Genomic DNA, 15,583 nt, shown 5'->3' on the forward strand with positions numbered 1-15,583 from the left:
CGGATTTAAAGTTAATTAATATTTTACCAATTAAATCAAAAACAATACCAATAGAATACTATTTTTGTAAACCTTTAATATTCAATATGAAATCATTATTAATTGCCTTATTACTACCTATTGCTGTTTTTTCTCAAAGTACAGTAGAGTTAGGTGAAGGCTACATCAATAAAAAACAATTTAGTAAAGCTGAAAAGGTTTTAAATGCTTTTGTAAAGTCTAATTCTGATAATTTAAGAGCAATTGAGTTGCTAGGCGATGCATATGGTCATCAAAAAAAATGGGATGAAGCAGCTACAGAATATAAAAAGTTAATCAAAGCCAAACCCAAAACTGCTAATTACCATTATAAATATGGAGGAGCTTTAGGGATGAAAGCTTTATCTGTTAGCAAAGTTTCTGCTTTGGGTATTATAGGAGATGTAAAATCTTCTTTTTTAAAAGCTGCCGAATTAGATCCAAATCATATTGAAACACGTTGGGCTTTAGTGGAATTATATATGCAATTGCCAGGAATAATAGGAGGTAGTAAAAGTAAATCTTTAAAATATGCAAACCAGTTAGAGTCCTTATCCAAAGTCGATGGTTATTTAGCTAAAGGTTATATTTATGAATATGATGATGAGCCAGAATTAGCAGAAAAATATTATTTAAAAGCTATTAAAGTTGGAGGATCTTTAACTTGTTATGAAAAGTTGACTGCTTTATATGAAAAAGAAAAACAGCCAGAAAAAGCAATAACTAATATTGAAGCTTCACAAATTAAACACCAACGTAATAGTTTACATTATCAAATAGGAAAAGTGTGCGCAGATTACAATGTGCAATTAGATAAAGGTAAACAGTGTTTAGTGGTGTATTTGCAAAACCACTCGGCTAAAGATGGTGTTCCTAAAGCTTGGGCTAATTACAGATTGGCACAAATTTACAAGCATAAAAATGATACTACAAATGCTTTAAAATATATTAATATGGCTATAGCCGAATTACCAAAAATAGAAGTGTTTCAAGATTTTAAAGAAGATTTGTAGTATATCACAAAAAAGGTTTTACTTGTTCAAGTAATTATTATCTTTGAATACTCTACAAAATAAGGATAATGAATGTACATTTTATAGCTATTGGCGGAAGTGCGATGCACAATTTAGCACTAGCGTTACACAAAAAAGGATACCAAGTAACTGGAAGTGATGATACTATTTTTGAACCTTCTAAATCTAGATTAGATGCTAAAGGATTATTACCTGAAGCCTTTGGATGGTTTCCAGAAAAAGTAACTGCTAATTTAGATGCAATAGTACTTGGTATGCATGCCAAAGCTGACAATCCTGAGCTATTAAAAGCACAAGATTTAGGTTTAAAAATATATAGTTATCCTGAGTTTTTGTACGAGCAATCCAAACATAAAACTAGAGTTGTAATAGGAGGTAGTCATGGTAAAACTACTATAACATCTATGATTTTACATGTGATGCATTATCATGATCGTGATGTGGATTATATGGTTGGTGCTCAACTTGAAGGATTTGATGTTATGGTCAAATTAACAGAAGACAATGATTTTATTGTTTTAGAAGGAGATGAGTATTTAAGTAGCCCAATTGATAGACGTCCTAAGTTTCATTTATACAAACCTAATATAGCATTGTTAAGCGGAATTGCTTGGGACCATATCAATGTGTTTCCTACTTATGATAATTATGTTGAGCAATTCAGCATTTTTGTAGATAGCATTGTAAAAGGAGGAAGCATTAATTATAATGAAGAAGATGCAGAGGTAAAACGTGTTGTAGAGGCTTCAGAAAACCCAATACGTAAAATTGCTTATCATACACCTGATTATACTGTAGAAAATGGCGAAACTTTACTAGAAACTCCTGAAGGACCAATGCCAATTGAAATTTTTGGACAGCATAATTTAAATAATTTAGCAGGAGCAAAATGGATTTGTCAACATATGGGAATTGACGAGGATGATTTTTACGAAGCTATTTCTACCTTTAAAGGAGCTAGTAAACGTTTAGAGAAAATTGCAGAAAGCAATACTAGTGTTGCTTATAAAGATTTTGCGCACTCGCCAAGTAAAGTAAAAGCAACGACAAGTGCTGTTAAAGAACAGTTTAGTAACAGAACGTTAATTGCCTGCTTAGAGCTACATACTTATAGTAGTTTAAATGCCGAATTTTTAAATGAATACAAAGGAGCTTTAGATGCTGCAGATGTTGCAGTTGTTTTTTATAGTCCTCATGCTGTTGAAATTAAAAAATTAGAGCGCGTCACTGAAACACAAATAGCAGATGCCTTTAAGCGTGACGACTTAATTATTTACACCAATCCAGACGATTTTAAAGACTATTTATTCTCTCAAAATTTTAATGATAAATCATTATTGTTAATGAGTAGTGGTAATTATGGAGGATTAAATTTTGATGAGGTAAAAGACTTGATAAAGTAATTTTACTATATGATAATTACTGTGCTTTTTTAGCTTTTTCATAGAGTTCAACACATTGTTTTTCAAAATCAAAATTAATTTGATCGCTAAAACAGTAAAGGTATGTGTCCGTAAAAACCATAGTGGCTTTTATAGTTGGTAGTTTTTTTAGTTTATCATTTTTGACATAATAAAAGTTTCCAATGTAGTTGTTGGTAAGCAAATTAATACTTGATTTTCCACTGCCATCACGCACAGCTTCGCCATAAGCTGTATTACTTAAATCATAGTCAGTGCGACTTATTTTTATTAGCTGCATTTTCTTTTCTTTAGGATTGTAAGTAAAAGTGTTTATCCAACCAGAACGATCATAGTCATTCCAAAACTCAAAACCATCTTTAACGTCTACTAAAGTATTTCCAAAATTTAAACTTCTAATTTTAAAGCTTGATATCCTTTGGTAGTTATTTGATGACAGTACACTAAATAATTTTTTGGCTTCAGAATCTATAAATACTGTGTCAATCCATTTATCTCCATCAAAATCCTTGATGATTTTTCTTGTAGATTGTGCATTAACTAATGAAACAATTAATAATGCTATTATGGTAAAAAACTGTTTCATAAAAGTATTGTTTTAAGTCTTATTTAAATTAATTGGAAATCTCATAAATAATATCTCCTCCAAATAAAAAGACAGAGCAAATTATTGCATAAAGGAATACATATAGTAACGCTCTTGTTATATAATAAGTTGTTTTGTTAGTCTGTTTTTTAAGAAAGAAATGATTAGTCAGTAAAAAAATAATTCCAGTTAATAAGCCAGCAGGAGGCGCGATGTAATATAAGCCAAAAACCTCTACAGTATTATCTTCGACATATAAATAGAATACAAATATTGAAAATACTACTGATAAAAGAATAAATAATAAGTACTTGAGTGCTTTTTTCATGCTTATCCTTTATATCCAGGATTTTTACCAGAACTAAAACTACTTTTTAATCCTTCTTCCACTTGATCCCATAACTTTGTATGGCTTAAACCATGAGAGACAGTTGCAAAGTGAGCTAAACTTCCTATTACTGGTGGTGCTGGAGGGTTTTTTTCTTCATCTTCTCTCTTTTTCTCTTTTTCCTCAGTTATGGTAGCTTCCCATTCTTGCTTGGATATATTATTAATAGCAGTTAAATCTGTTTTGAATTTTTGCTTAGCAGCATCGGTAAATGCATCAGGAACATCTTTGTCTGTTTTAGTTTTTTCTTTTTTAGGTTTATCTTGTTCAGCAATTAAATGAGCATCATATTGGTCTATCAAACTACCGTATTTATCAAGATGATCTTTTCTGAATTTTTTTAATTCATCATCAGCAGTCCCTTTAAATATTAATTCAGCCCACCATAAAATAGTTTTTTGTTCATCTATAGATTCGCTAGATATTAGTTGGCTAACTAATATCATTAAAAACTCTTTTAAATTTCCGTCTTCAATACTTTTTTCAGCACTTGAAACAAATTTTTCAAATTTAGACTTTAAGCCTCGTGAGTGGTAAGCGTCTTCATTAGTTATTGGTATATCAATAACGTCAAATTTACCTTGGATTTGATCTTTTGGATCCCAAGTTGTGTTGTCAATTGTATCTGTAACACCTGCTTGTTCTGTAAATATTCTTTCTAATAAACCAAGTAGGTAAGCGTCTTCAATTCCTTTGTCTATATAAAATATTTTATTTAAAACTTTTAAGGGTTGAGTTAAGTCTAAATCACTCATTAAATCTACAGTCTCAAATGTATCGCTAAAGCTATTACCTATACTGTCTGCAACTTTTCCTATGTTGTCTTTAAGTTGTCCCCAAAATCCTTCTTCATCACTACTGCTGTTAATGTTTTCTATTGTTTTTTGGTATTCGGTAACTCTATTATTTAACCTTGTTTTGGCTCCAGGTATCCAGGTTTTTAAGTCTGTAAGAAGTTTAGTTATTTCAGCCTTTTCTGCACTTAGATTTTTTAATTCAGGATTATTAATCATTGCAATGATTAGGTCTAAAATATCATTTACACTATCCAGTAGTAATGCTACTCGTTCCCATATTAAAACACCATGTTTGGAGTCACTAATAATTGATATTGATGTTAAGGGAGCAAAAACTCCAGAAGACATTATAAGACCTATTCGTTTTTGAGCTTTATAAAACTCGTAAGCATCAAAACCATGTATTAATTTTTCTAAATTATTTAAAGAAAAATCGGCTACAAACCTTTGTGTGATATCATAATCGTTATGAACGTTAATAATTTGGCAATCTTCGTGTAATTTGGAGTGGTTTAACTGGTGTTTTTCTTTGAAAAAAGGCGTCGATAAATAGGTTATACTTTTTACTTTCCATTGTTTAGGAAAACGACTATCGGTTGTGATTAATTCGGTAAATTGATTGATAACATTTCCTCCGTGAGAATGACCAATTAAATGTAAATGAGTTTCTTTGTTTTTAAATTTAGGATATTCTCTTGTCATTAAATCTAATAACCTCTCTGCAGCTTTATTTCTTTCATCTTGACTGTTGTCTCCACTCCAGCTAAAAAATCAGCTTCAATGTTTAAGTCATGAAACTGAGGTTTTAGTTCTAAAACTTTTCCCCAAAGATTATCTTTACTGGCTTTCCAGTAGTTATGATTTGCTTGATGGTTTAAAGCGGATATATTAACAGGATCTTGTGTTCCTGCTACAAACATAATGATGTCTGTAGGACTAACAACTACAACGTCTAATGTTTTAGTTACTCCATCTTCAAATTCTAATTTAAAAGTATTTGCTGCCATTTTATTGTATGTTGATAACGTCTAATTCTATTTGTTCTAAATCACTATTGATAACATAATTACTCAATTTATCATTTTCAAGTATTTGTCCACCATATTTAAAATCGTGAGATTTATCATTTAATGATATTGTGATACGATCACCAATTCGGTTTTTGGTTTCAATATTTAAAATAATTTTTTCTCCAGTTTTGTATTCGTCTAGTTCATTTCCTTCCATATCGGTAACAAAATAGCGTATTACTTCTTTTTCTTCCTCTTGTCTTGTCGTCGTTTCAATTTCTACAAAAGGATTATTAGGGTTCCAGGGTTCTTGGTGTATGACACCTCTCATTTTCATTATTCCCCATCCAATTGCAATATTCATGTGTAATGGTAGGTTGTTAGACGCATTAAAGGACTCTTGTAAGTCCAATATTTGCGCATTAGCAAATTCCATTTTAAACATGGTGCTTATTCCATCACGTTTATAAAAGACAATTTCGCCTTGACATTTACTAGTTGCAGAAAACATACTTTCGTAAAAAAAAGTATCATCAGATGTAGATTCTATAGCAAATTCAAGTTTGTGACCCATGGTCCTAGAAACTGGACGACCATTAATGTCTGCTAGCTTACTATATACTTGGTTTACGTTAAGTATATTTCTAACTTGATTATCTATAAATAATTTGGCAAGAAAACTCATATTTAAAACTTTTAAATAAATGTACAAAAAAAGAGTGTTAAATCGAATATCATTCGGTTAATAATTAAACAATAGTCAATTAAAATAATAATACCATTAATTAGCGCTACCTTTGCATCAAATAAAAGAGGTAACCTAATACATAGTGTTTATCTCAATAAACAGTATTTATGTCATTTCAATCTTTAGGCCTATCTGAAGCCTTACTAAAAGCAATTAGTAAAAAAGGATACACTACGCCAAGTCCAATTCAAGCAAAAGCAATACCTCCAGTTTTAGAAGGTCATGATGTTTTAGCGTCTGCACAAACAGGAACTGGTAAAACAGCAGGTTTTACATTACCATTATTACACATACTATCAGAAAACCCTAAACAAAAGTTTAGACCCATTCGTGCATTAATATTAACGCCAACACGCGAGTTAGCAGCACAAGTCTATGCTAACGTAAAGGAGTATAGCGAGTTTTTAAACTTGCGTAGTGCTGTTATTTTTGGAGGTGTTAATCAAAAGCCACAAGCAGCTACAATCCGTCAAGGTGTGGATGTTTTAGTAGCAACACCTGGTCGTTTAATTGATTTAGAAAGCCAAGGTTTACTATCGTTAAAACGTGTCGAGATCTTTGTTTTGGATGAAGCAGACCGCATGTTAGATATGGGGTTTTTACGTGATATTGAACGTGTCATGAAGCTAATGCCAGACAAACGTCAAAACTTAATGTTTTCAGCAACATTCTCTAAAGACATTAAAAAATTAGCACAAGGTATTTTAAATCGTCCTGTTCAAGTTGAAGCTACTCCAGAAAACTCAACAGTTGATGCAATTAAGCAAAAAATTTATCGTGTAGCAAAAGCTAAAAAAACAGATCTAATTATTAAGCTAATAACAGATGGTAATTGGAAGCAAGTTTTAGTTTTTACACGTACAAAGCATGGAGCCAATAAACTAGTCAAAAAAATGATTGGTGATGGTATTAAAGCAGCAGCAATCCATGGAAATAAAAGTCAAGGTGCACGTACTAAAGCTTTGGCTGGTTTTAAAAGTGGAAGCATTAGTGTTTTAGTAGCAACAGATATTGCTGCACGTGGTTTGGATATTCCGTTATTACCACACGTTATTAATTATGAAATTCCTAATATATCAGAAGACTACGTTCATAGAATTGGTCGTACAGGTCGTGCAGGAGCCAATGGTGAAGCTATAAGTTTAGTTAGTGCAGACGAAACAACTTTTTTACGCGACATCCAAAAACTAATAGGTATGAAATTACCTGTTGAGATTTTAGAAGGGTTTGAACCAGATCCAAATGCGTCAACAGCACCTATTAAACCAGGACAAAACAGGCGTAATCAATCAAGAAATAATAAGCCTAAAGGCGAAAAAAATAAATCTAAATCTAATACTACTTCAAATTCTGGTGGTCGCAACAGAAGCCGAAATAAAACGAGAAATAGAAGTAACGATAGACGATCTAATAGCTAAATAAAAGATGACACAAAATTTAAAAAATAAAATTATTGAAGTTTGTGATAAAAAAATAGCTCAAAAAGGAGATACTGTTGGTGTCTCCTTTTATGCGTTTTTTAAAAATAAAAATGATAACCCAGAGTTATTAATGGAAGCTGCAACTTGGTGGATACAAACACACCAATTAGATCATTTTGAAAAAGCAGTCAAGATTAAACGTTTAATAGAAAGCAGTTAAATGGAAACTCAAAAAAACAACCCTTTACATGGTGTTAAGTTAGAGCAAATAGTTACCGACTTGCAAGCACATTACGGTTGGGAATATATGGGACACGTTATTAAAATAAAATGTTTTAACGATAATCCATCTGTAAAATCTAGTCTTAAATTTTTGCGTCGTACACCTTGGGCTAGAACTAAAGTAGAAAACATGTATTTAAATTACTTGAAGAAAAATAGTAAGTAGTTTTTGGAGGTTTGTTTAATCGTTATGTACATGGTTTGTTGCTAGGGTTTTTGTAAGCAGGCTCGTACCAAGCACAATAAGTTATATGATGTGACTCTTATTTAGGTAATTTTAATAGTAAATGATATAATATTACATCTTTATTTTCCCTATTGTGATATGTTTTGTAAAGTCTACTATCAGTATAATTTACTAACGTTTCTTCCATATTTCTAACTTTTGGATATATGAAGTCATGATCATTTTTTATGTAATTTTTATATTTTTCAACTGCTTGATTAAAAGTGTTAGGTTTCAAGTTGTAGTATACAATTACAAATTTTTCTTTCAACCCCTTTGAATCATAGTTTTTCTCTAATTTATCTATATGAGTTTTTATAATTTTTTTATTTAAGCTACTCAGATTAAAAGCTTCAATAAAAAACTCTTTTTTCTCTAATTGAATAACGCCATCAACACTTCCTGCTTTTTTTCCTACTTGTGATTTGCCGTATTTTGGTTGATCTTTTGTGTGGTATTTTTCAGGTAATAAATCTAAAATCTGTCTAGTTCTGCTATCTTCATCTAAAGTCCAAAAAATTTTGTTTTGTTGCATTGTGTAAGCAGCTTTCAATATATCTTCTACAACATTATTTTCATCAGAAGTGTTTTTCGGATTTAGAAAGCTCTCAAACAATTCTTCGAAGAGATTGCTATTAGAAAAAATTAAACTCCATGCTTTGTAGAAATATCCTTGAAACTTTCCATCTTCAAAAGCGTTTGTTATTTCTCCTCCTTTTGACATTTTTTCACCAACATTCATAGAAATCGAGAAGCCTGAATGATTATTTCTCCAACTATGCCTAAAAATTATCTCCTTTGTAACATATTCAAAAACTTTATTTAAATAGTCTGATTTTTCAGCAAACATTGGTAAGAACTTTGTGATACAATCTTCTTCAAATGAATCAAATCCAGCTTTAAAACCTAAACTATAATCTTTAAAGTATGGAAATAAGTCAGTAAATTTTTCCACTGGTTTTCCTTTATATCTTTCCGTTGTATGTATTAAGTGCATAATTTGAAAAAACAACTTTTTTCTTTGTATGTATGCTCCATTAAAACTAAATGGGTAAGGTGCTAAAGTTGTATTTTGATTGCCAACATAACCAGAAGAAACAAATTTATCATAATCCTCTTTTTTAAGCATGTCACGGCAGGGTAAATAATAATATTCTTCAATTATTTTTGGGATTTTGAAATTAGTTAGCAGATAGCTATGAGTAAATTCTTCTGGTACGATATCAATAGAATTACCTTTCATAATGAGCTCACCATGATGAAATAATCTTATTTCTTTTAATAATTGCTCATTAAATTCGCTATTGATCATTCAGTTAAACTTTTCTTATCATTTTATTCAACGTATAGATAAAGTGAGTTTTCAATTCACTGTATCGAGTGTTCAACGAAGTTAGTATAAAATTTCGATATAGTCAATAGGTTATTGTAACTGTCTTAAACCTTCATAAATAACTATACTTACAGCATTAGCAAGGTTTAAACTTCTAATATGTTCGCTGTAAAGCGGTATTTTATAAAGTGAATCAGAATGGGTTTCAATGATGTTTTTATCTAATCCAACAGATTCTTTTCCAAATATTAAAAACTGATTGTTTTCAAACGGAATTTCCCAATGCGGTTTTGTTCCGTGACTTGAGAAGAAAGCAAATTTTTCGTTTTTATTAGTTTCAAAAAAGTCTTCTTTTGATTCATACATTACAACATTTAAATGTTTCCAGTAATCTAATCCAGCACGTTTTAAACGCTTGTCACTTAATTCAAAACCAAATGGCTTAACTAAGTGTAAAGTGCTTCCAGAAGCTAAAGCTAGTCTGCCTATGTTTCCTGTGTTGTTTGGTATTTCGGGTTCTATTAAAACAATATTTAACATATTTACTTTTTAGTTAATTTGGCAATTATTAATCTAACTAATAACACCCAAGGAAGTCCATGTAAGACTACATCAAACCAATCTTTTAGTTGCATTCCATTGGCTCCTCCAGCAATCCATTTAATTTTACCCCAAATGTGTGGTTCCGGAAAAAAGGAGCTAATCCAAGAGTTAAACACAAAAGTATTACTAGTCTAAAATCGTTAAGTAGTTTCATAAAAAAATGCCTATTCAAATATACTGAATAGGCATTAAATATAAAGCTAATTTTAAATTAGCTAATCGTTTTATTTTGTTGTTTTTTGATAGTTGCTTTGTCAATATCAAAATCGTTTGTATCCATTTTTGTGTTTGCTGTTGGATTTGTTGGATTAGTTTGTCTAACAGTAGTTTTAAATTTCTTTCTATCTTTTATCATTCCCATAATTTATTTTTTTGGTTCGTAATAAAGATACATTTTATATAAGTTGTTGTGTCACAATGGATAGTTAAACTAGTGTCCCAAATTGTTAAACTATCTTAATTGTCAATTAAGATATTGTTTGTAAAGTCATTTATTTTATTATTACCATTTGTGGTTAAGTGTTTAATAAAAGCACTTCCAATAATTGCTCCTTTTGCATATTGTGTTGCTTGAGTAAATGTTTTATTGTCAGATATACCAAAACCTACAATTTGAGGGTTGTTTAACTTCATATCTGCAATACGTTTAAAGTACTCTGTCTGTTCTGTTCCAAAACCAGAGCTACTTCCCGTAACGCTTGCGCTACTTACCATATAAATAAAACCATTAGAGATCGAGTCAATAAAGTTAATACGCTCTACACTAGTTTGTGGAGTGATTAAAAAGACATTTATTAAACCATGTTTTTCAAAAATAGTTTTGTATTGCTCATTGTAAACATCTACAGGTAAATCCGGAATGATTAAACCATCAATACCGATGTCTTGACATTTTTTACAAAAATCTTCAACACCATATTGTAACATAGGGTTAAAATAGCCCATTATTATTAAAGGTATAGAAACTGTTTTTCTGATATCTTTAAGTTGGGTGAATAACGTGTCTGTTGTCATTCCGTTTTTTAAAGCTTGTGTCGAACTAGCTTGGATGGTTGGCCCATCTGCTAATGGATCGCTAAACGGAAGTCCAATTTCAATCATATCAACTCCGTTTTTCTCAAGGCCTTCTATAATAGAAACAGTGTCGTTTAATGTTGGGTATCCAGCTGAGAAGTATATGCTTAATAGCTTTTTGTCTTCTTTTAGTTTTTGATTTATTCTGTTCATTTTTAAATGAATTTTTTATTTTCTTGTGCGATGCTGAAACGAGTTCAGTATGACGTTGTGTTTGTGATCTACTTTATTATTAAGTTACGTCAATCTGAACTTGTTTCAGATTCACATTATCTGATGTTTCTGTTATTCTGTTCTTCATGACGTTTTCTTTTCTTGTGTTATGTTGAAACGAGTTCAGCATGACGTTGTATGTTTTTTAGTTATTCAGTTACGTCAATCTGAACTTGTTTCAGATTCACATTGTTTGGTGTTTCCATTATTTAGATCTTCATGACGTTTTCTTTTCTTGTGTTATGTTGAAACGAGTTCAGCATGACGTTGTATGTTTTTTAGTTACTCAGTTTCGTCAGCTTGAACTTGTTTCAGATTCACATTGTTTTTATTGTTTCAAGTTTTGGATTCTGTTCTTTAATTAAATTTAGTTTCCATTCCTTTTTCCAATTTTTAATTTGCTTTTCTCTCAATATGGCTTGATTAATATCGGTAAATATTTCGTAGTAAATCAAATCTTTTAAATTATACTTTTTTGTAAACACTGAACCAATTCCATTTTGATGTTCAGTGATTCTCTTGTTTAAATCTGTTGTTACGCCTACATAAAATGTTGTTCTGTACTTATTAGTGATTATATAAGTGTAGCTTGTTTTCATTGTTAAGAGATACAGGAACTAGGTTACTAGTTATATTTTCTTGTGCGATGCTGAAACGAGTTCAGCATGACGTAGTGTTTGTGATCTACTTTATTATTAAGTTACGTCAATCTGAACTTGTTTCAGATTCACATTATTTTTGCTAACTGTAATATACTGCGTTAAGGTTTGAAAGGTCTGTCTGAGCTCCTCGCAGAGAGCAAGCCTTGAAAGCCTGAACCTTGTGGTAACGTTCAAATATTACAGTTTAAAATAATCTATATAGTTTTGTAAATCTTTATCACCACGACCTGATAAATTAATAACAACTACGTCATCTGGATTAAACTTTTTGTGATCAAATACAGCAAATGCATGCGAGCTTTCAATTGCAGGAATTATACCTTCTAATTGACTTAATTCCAATCCTGCTGTCATGGCTTGATCATCTGTTATAGATATAAATTCGGCACGACCTGTTTTATATAAATGTGCATGCATTGGTCCAACACCTGGATAATCTAATCCTGCAGAAATGGAATAAGGCTCTGTGATTTGTCCATCGTGAGTTTGCATTAATAGGGTTTTGCTTCCGTGAATTATGCCTTCTTTACCAAGGACAGAAGTTGCTGCACTTTCTCCGGAATGAATCCCTTTTCCGGCAGCTTCAACAGCTATAAGGTTAACATCTGTATCGTCTAAATAGTGGTAAAAAGCTCCAGCTGCATTACTACCACCTCCAACACAGGCAATAACGTAATCTGGTTTATCAGTATCTTCTTTATCTTTTAGTTGCCATTTGATTTCTTCTGATACGACCGCTTGAAAGCGAGCAACCATATCTGGATAAGGATGTGGTCCAACCACACTACCAATAATGTAATGTGTGTCCACTGGATTATTAATCCAATCTCTAATGGCTTCATTTGTTGCATCTTTTAAGGTACGGCTTCCTGATAATGCTGGACGGACTTCTGCACCTAGCATTTTCATTCTGGCAACATTTGGTGCTTGACGTGCTATGTCAATTTCTCCCATATACACGATACATTCCATTCCCATTAAAGCACATACAGTTGCTGTGGCTACACCATGTTGACCAGCTCCAGTTTCGGCAATAATACGTGTTTTACCTAAACGTTGTGCCATTAAAATCTGACCAATGGTATTATTAACCTTGTGTGCTCCTGTGTGATTTAAATCTTCTCTTTTAAGATAGATTTTAGTATTGTATTTATTACTTAATCGTTTTGCAAAATAGAGAGGAGAAGGACGACCAACGTAATCTTTTAATAATTGATCAAACTCTTCTTTAAAAGAAGGTTCTGTCATTATTTTTAAATAGTTTTGACGTAACTCTTCTACGTTTGGATATAGCATTTCTGGGATGTATGCTCCTCCAAAGTCTCCGTAATATCCTTTGTCGTTAATGTTAAAACTCATAATTGTGTGCTATCAATTTTTGTTTAAAGTCGTTTAATTTTGTGGTGTCTTTTAATCCTGCTGCAGTTTCGAATTTACTGTTAACATCAAATCCAAAACATAAGTAAGATTCTGGTCTTTTTAAAAATAACAGTATAGCATCCATTTCTTTTAAACCAATTCCGCCACTTAAAAAATAGGGTTTAGAAGATGGGTAGTTTTTTAATACATTCCAATTAAAGGTGTAGCCATTTCCTCCTGGTTCTTTTCCTTTAGTATCAAATAAATAATGGTCACATACCTCTTCATAAGGTTCTAAAATCGAAAAATCGAATTGATTTTTTATTGAAAACACTTTTATTACAATGATGTCTAAATCTTTTAAACGTTGACATAATTCTGGTGATTCTTGACCATGAAGTTGAACACCTTGTAAATCATGTTTGTCTACTTTACCTTTTATATAGTCGAAAGTAGCATTGACGAAGACTCCAATTTTTTTGATACTTTCTGGTAATTCTGGAATGATTCCGTTAAAATAACGTGATGATTTTTCGTAAAAAATGAAACCCATATAATTTGGATTTAGATCCGCAACATCTAAGATGTTGTTCTCATTTTTCATTCCGCATATTTTTAATTTCATAGTCTTAGTTGTTTAATGTTTGGATAAATTGTTTGGCACTTTCACCAGCGTTTTCAGTTTTCATAAAATTTTCACCAATTAAAAATCCTTTATAACCATAAGGTTGTAATGTTTTTATGGCTTCTATATTGCTTATTCCGCTTTCTGATACTTTAACAAAATCGTTAGGTATTAAATCGCTTAATTGTTTACTAGTCTCTAAACTAACCTCAAAGGTTTTTAGATTACGATTATTAACACCAAGCATGTCAAGACTTGGCATTATTGATTTATGTAATTCAGCTTCATTATGAACTTCTAAAAGCACATCTAGATTTAGACTTTTTGCTAGTTCAGAAAATATCTTTATTTCTTCTCTGGTTAATATTGCTGCAATTAATAAAATAACATCTGCACCATAAGCTTTGGCTTCAATAATTTGATAACTGTCTATAATAAACTCTTTTCTTAATAAAGGTAAATTACTACTAGCTCTTGCAGTTAGTAAATCATCTAGACTTCCTCCAAAATATTTACCGTCTGTTAAAACAGACATTCCGCAAACACCAGCATCTTGATAACCTTTAACAACATCAAAGACATTTAAATCGTGATTAATAACTTGTTTTGAGGGTGAACGTCTTTTGTGCTCAGCAATGATACCTGAAGTACTGTTTTTTAATTTTTTTGCAAGTGAAACTGTTTCGCGTTCAAACAATATAGAGTGTTCTAGTTGTTTGATAGGTATTAGTTGCTTACGCAAGTTAACCTCAATGCGTTTGTCATTTACTATTTTGGTTAGTATGTCCATTATTTACTTAGATCTATCAGTTTTTGTAAGCTAGCTTTTGCTTTTCCGTTTTCTAAACTTTCTTTTGCTAGTTGAAATCCTTCTTGATGCGAAATTTTATTTACCGTTGCGATTGCTAAACCAGCATTTGCACAGACTACATTGTTTTGTGCTTCGGTACCTTTACCTGTGATTATCTTTTTGAAAATTTTAGCAGCTTCTTTAACCGTTGAGCCTCCAAAAATTTCAGATTGTTCAATTTGTTCGACACCAAGATCTGAGGGACTTAACATAGTCTCTGAATTATTAGTAATGATTTTTGTTTTTCCGGTTAATGAAATTTCATCATAACCATCCAACGCATGTACGATACTATAGTTACTATCTGTGTTTTGATATAAATATCCATAAATACGCTGTAACTCTAAATTAAAAACACCAACCATTTGATTTTTAGGAAATGCTGGATTTACCATTGGTCCTAGCATATTAAAAAAGGTTTTTACACCAAGTTCTCTTCGGATAGGAGCTACGTTTTTCATAGCTGGATGAAACAAAGGCGCATGCATTACGCAAATACCTGCTTGGTCTATGCTTTGTTTTAGCGTGTCTATGTTATTAGTGAAATTAACTCCTAATTCTTCCATAACATTTGAAGATCCTGATGCAGATGAAACTCCGTAATTACCATGCTTGGCTACTTTAACACCAGCTCCTGCAGTAATAAATGAAGATAATGTAGATATGTTAAACGTATCTTTACCATCACCTCCTGTACCACATAAATCAATAGCATTAAAATCTGATAAATTTACTGATATACAAAGTTCTAATAAGGCGTCTCTAAATCCTTGAAGTTCTTCAATGGTAATGCTTCGCATCATGTAAACAGTTAAAAAGGATGCAATTTGACTTTGGTTGTAAGCTCCTTCAGAAATATTAACTAATAATAATTTAGCTTCTTCTGTAGAGATGCTTTCTTGATTTATTAATCTATTTAGTATTTGTTTCATA

General features: G+C 31.4%; 20 protein-coding genes. 5 read left to right on the forward strand and 15 right to left on the reverse strand.

The window, feature by feature from the left end; all coding sequences use genetic code 11:
• Positions 1–86: 86 nt before the first annotated feature.
• Together AC0L4B_RS07500 and AC0L4B_RS07505 are read left to right on the forward strand one after the other, a co-directional pair.
• Complete coding sequence (locus AC0L4B_RS07500) at positions 87–1,031, forward strand: tetratricopeptide repeat protein (RefSeq protein ID WP_473439220.1); 945 nt, start codon at positions 87–89, stop codon at positions 1,029–1,031.
• Between the two features lie 68 nt (positions 1,032–1,099).
• Positions 1,100–2,455, forward strand: coding sequence for a UDP-N-acetylmuramate--L-alanine ligase (locus AC0L4B_RS07505; protein ID WP_473439221.1), 1,356 nt, complete (start codon positions 1,100–1,102; stop codon positions 2,453–2,455).
• Positions 2,456–2,471: 16 nt separating this feature from the next.
• Here AC0L4B_RS07505 and AC0L4B_RS07510 read toward each other — a convergent pair whose 3' ends face one another.
• From AC0L4B_RS07510 to tssD, 5 genes are read right to left on the reverse strand one after another with little or no spacing between them, the layout of a single operon-like run.
• Positions 2,472–3,059: a hypothetical protein gene (locus AC0L4B_RS07510; protein ID WP_473439222.1), complete on the reverse strand. Its 588-nt coding sequence runs from the start codon at positions 3,057–3,059 to the stop codon at positions 2,472–2,474.
• A gap of 28 nt (positions 3,060–3,087) precedes the next feature.
• A complete protein-coding gene (locus AC0L4B_RS07515) occupies positions 3,088–3,387 on the reverse strand; it encodes a hypothetical protein (protein ID WP_473439223.1) in 300 nt (99 codons plus the stop codon).
• Positions 3,388–3,389: 2 nt separating this feature from the next.
• Positions 3,390–4,946, reverse strand: a complete 1,557-nt coding sequence (locus AC0L4B_RS07520) for a hypothetical protein (protein WP_473439224.1) — start codon at positions 4,944–4,946, stop codon at positions 3,390–3,392.
• Between the two features lie 5 nt (positions 4,947–4,951).
• Entirely contained in the window at positions 4,952–5,251 is a 300-nt protein-coding gene (locus AC0L4B_RS07525) for a hypothetical protein (protein ID WP_473439225.1), read from the reverse strand.
• Position 5,252: 1 nt separating this feature from the next.
• Positions 5,253–5,939 carry a type VI secretion system tube protein TssD gene (gene tssD / locus AC0L4B_RS07530; protein WP_473439226.1) on the reverse strand — a complete coding sequence of 229 codons (687 nt, stop codon included), beginning with the start codon at positions 5,937–5,939 and terminating at the stop codon, positions 5,253–5,255.
• Positions 5,940–6,109: 170 nt separating this feature from the next.
• Between tssD and AC0L4B_RS07535 the strand changes: the two genes are divergently transcribed.
• Genes AC0L4B_RS07535 through AC0L4B_RS07545 form a run of 3 tightly spaced genes read left to right on the forward strand, consistent with a single transcriptional unit; the run spans position 6,110 to position 7,871 of the window.
• Positions 6,110–7,420, forward strand: a complete 1,311-nt coding sequence (locus tag AC0L4B_RS07535) for a DEAD/DEAH box helicase (protein ID WP_473439227.1) — start codon at positions 6,110–6,112, stop codon at positions 7,418–7,420.
• Between the two features lie 7 nt (positions 7,421–7,427).
• A complete protein-coding gene (locus tag AC0L4B_RS07540; RefSeq protein ID WP_473439228.1) occupies positions 7,428–7,643 on the forward strand; it encodes a DUF6500 family protein in 216 nt (71 codons plus the stop codon).
• Positions 7,644–7,871, forward strand: coding sequence for a VF530 family protein (locus tag AC0L4B_RS07545; protein WP_473439229.1), 228 nt, complete (start codon positions 7,644–7,646; stop codon positions 7,869–7,871).
• A 97-nt stretch (positions 7,872–7,968) separates the two neighbouring features.
• On the opposite strand, the gene AC0L4B_RS07550 is transcribed toward AC0L4B_RS07545, so the two are convergent.
• From AC0L4B_RS07550 to trpD, 10 genes are all read right to left on the reverse strand, one after another.
• Entirely contained in the window at positions 7,969–9,243 is a 1,275-nt protein-coding gene (locus tag AC0L4B_RS07550) for a hypothetical protein (protein WP_473439230.1), read from the reverse strand.
• A gap of 111 nt (positions 9,244–9,354) precedes the next feature.
• The gene (locus AC0L4B_RS07555) at positions 9,355–9,804 is read right to left on the reverse strand and encodes a tRNA (cytidine(34)-2'-O)-methyltransferase (protein ID WP_473439231.1); all 450 of its coding nucleotides are present in this window, start codon (positions 9,802–9,804) and stop codon (positions 9,355–9,357) included.
• A 2-nt stretch (positions 9,805–9,806) separates the two neighbouring features.
• The gene (locus AC0L4B_RS07560) at positions 9,807–9,983 is read right to left on the reverse strand and encodes a hypothetical protein (protein ID WP_473439232.1); all 177 of its coding nucleotides are present in this window, start codon (positions 9,981–9,983) and stop codon (positions 9,807–9,809) included.
• 95 nt (positions 9,984–10,078) lie between these two features.
• Positions 10,079–10,228, reverse strand: coding sequence for a hypothetical protein (locus tag AC0L4B_RS07565; RefSeq protein WP_187294260.1), 150 nt, complete (start codon positions 10,226–10,228; stop codon positions 10,079–10,081).
• Positions 10,229–10,323: 95 nt separating this feature from the next.
• Positions 10,324–11,094 carry a tryptophan synthase subunit alpha gene (gene trpA, locus AC0L4B_RS07570; protein WP_473439233.1) on the reverse strand — a complete coding sequence of 257 codons (771 nt, stop codon included), beginning with the start codon at positions 11,092–11,094 and terminating at the stop codon, positions 10,324–10,326.
• Between the two features lie 377 nt (positions 11,095–11,471).
• The gene (locus AC0L4B_RS07575) at positions 11,472–11,753 is read right to left on the reverse strand and encodes a GIY-YIG nuclease family protein (RefSeq protein WP_473439234.1); all 282 of its coding nucleotides are present in this window, start codon (positions 11,751–11,753) and stop codon (positions 11,472–11,474) included.
• Between the two features lie 240 nt (positions 11,754–11,993).
• Entirely contained in the window at positions 11,994–13,175 is a 1,182-nt protein-coding gene (gene trpB, locus AC0L4B_RS07580; RefSeq protein WP_473439235.1) for a tryptophan synthase subunit beta, read from the reverse strand.
• The gene (locus AC0L4B_RS07585) at positions 13,165–13,800 is read right to left on the reverse strand and encodes a phosphoribosylanthranilate isomerase (protein ID WP_473439236.1); all 636 of its coding nucleotides are present in this window, start codon (positions 13,798–13,800) and stop codon (positions 13,165–13,167) included. The genes trpB and AC0L4B_RS07585 overlap by 11 nt, the downstream gene beginning before the upstream one ends.
• 4 nt (positions 13,801–13,804) lie before the next feature.
• Positions 13,805–14,590: an indole-3-glycerol phosphate synthase TrpC gene (trpC, locus tag AC0L4B_RS07590; protein WP_473439237.1), complete on the reverse strand. Its 786-nt coding sequence runs from the start codon at positions 14,588–14,590 to the stop codon at positions 13,805–13,807.
• Complete coding sequence (trpD, locus tag AC0L4B_RS07595; RefSeq protein WP_473439238.1) at positions 14,590–15,582, reverse strand: anthranilate phosphoribosyltransferase; 993 nt, start codon at positions 15,580–15,582, stop codon at positions 14,590–14,592. The genes trpC and trpD overlap by 1 nt, the downstream gene beginning before the upstream one ends.
• Position 15,583 lies beyond the last annotated feature (1 nt).

The organism is Olleya sp. NP1-10 (assembly GCF_055804415.1).

Excerpts from the sequence above, each read along its gene's own strand:
- AC0L4B_RS07500 (WP_473439220.1), top strand. The coding sequence starts at position 87 with ATGAAATCATTATTAATTGCCTTATTACTACCTATTGCTGTTTTTTCT.
- AC0L4B_RS07505 (WP_473439221.1), top strand. The coding sequence starts at position 1,100 with ATGAATGTACATTTTATAGCTATTGGCGGAAGTGCGATGCACAATTTA.
- AC0L4B_RS07510 (WP_473439222.1), bottom strand. The coding sequence starts at position 3,059 with ATGAAACAGTTTTTTACCATAATAGCATTATTAATTGTTTCATTAGTT.
- AC0L4B_RS07515 (WP_473439223.1), bottom strand. The coding sequence starts at position 3,387 with ATGAAAAAAGCACTCAAGTACTTATTATTTATTCTTTTATCAGTAGTA.
- AC0L4B_RS07520 (WP_473439224.1), bottom strand. The coding sequence starts at position 4,946 with ATGACAAGAGAATATCCTAAATTTAAAAACAAAGAAACTCATTTACAT.
- AC0L4B_RS07525 (WP_473439225.1), bottom strand. The coding sequence starts at position 5,251 with ATGGCAGCAAATACTTTTAAATTAGAATTTGAAGATGGAGTAACTAAA.
- tssD (WP_473439226.1), bottom strand. The coding sequence starts at position 5,939 with ATGAGTTTTCTTGCCAAATTATTTATAGATAATCAAGTTAGAAATATA.
- AC0L4B_RS07535 (WP_473439227.1), top strand. The coding sequence starts at position 6,110 with ATGTCATTTCAATCTTTAGGCCTATCTGAAGCCTTACTAAAAGCAATT.
- AC0L4B_RS07540 (WP_473439228.1), top strand. The coding sequence starts at position 7,428 with ATGACACAAAATTTAAAAAATAAAATTATTGAAGTTTGTGATAAAAAA.
- AC0L4B_RS07545 (WP_473439229.1), top strand. The coding sequence starts at position 7,644 with ATGGAAACTCAAAAAAACAACCCTTTACATGGTGTTAAGTTAGAGCAA.
- AC0L4B_RS07550 (WP_473439230.1), bottom strand. The coding sequence starts at position 9,243 with ATGATCAATAGCGAATTTAATGAGCAATTATTAAAAGAAATAAGATTA.
- AC0L4B_RS07555 (WP_473439231.1), bottom strand. The coding sequence starts at position 9,804 with ATGTTAAATATTGTTTTAATAGAACCCGAAATACCAAACAACACAGGA.
- AC0L4B_RS07565 (WP_187294260.1), bottom strand. The coding sequence starts at position 10,228 with ATGGGAATGATAAAAGATAGAAAGAAATTTAAAACTACTGTTAGACAA.
- trpA (WP_473439233.1), bottom strand. The coding sequence starts at position 11,094 with ATGAACAGAATAAATCAAAAACTAAAAGAAGACAAAAAGCTATTAAGC.
- AC0L4B_RS07575 (WP_473439234.1), bottom strand. The coding sequence starts at position 11,753 with ATGAAAACAAGCTACACTTATATAATCACTAATAAGTACAGAACAACA.
- trpB (WP_473439235.1), bottom strand. The coding sequence starts at position 13,175 with ATGAGTTTTAACATTAACGACAAAGGATATTACGGAGACTTTGGAGGA.
- AC0L4B_RS07585 (WP_473439236.1), bottom strand. The coding sequence starts at position 13,800 with ATGAAATTAAAAATATGCGGAATGAAAAATGAGAACAACATCTTAGAT.
- trpC (WP_473439237.1), bottom strand. The coding sequence starts at position 14,590 with ATGGACATACTAACCAAAATAGTAAATGACAAACGCATTGAGGTTAAC.
- trpD (WP_473439238.1), bottom strand. The coding sequence starts at position 15,582 with ATGAAACAAATACTAAATAGATTAATAAATCAAGAAAGCATCTCTACA.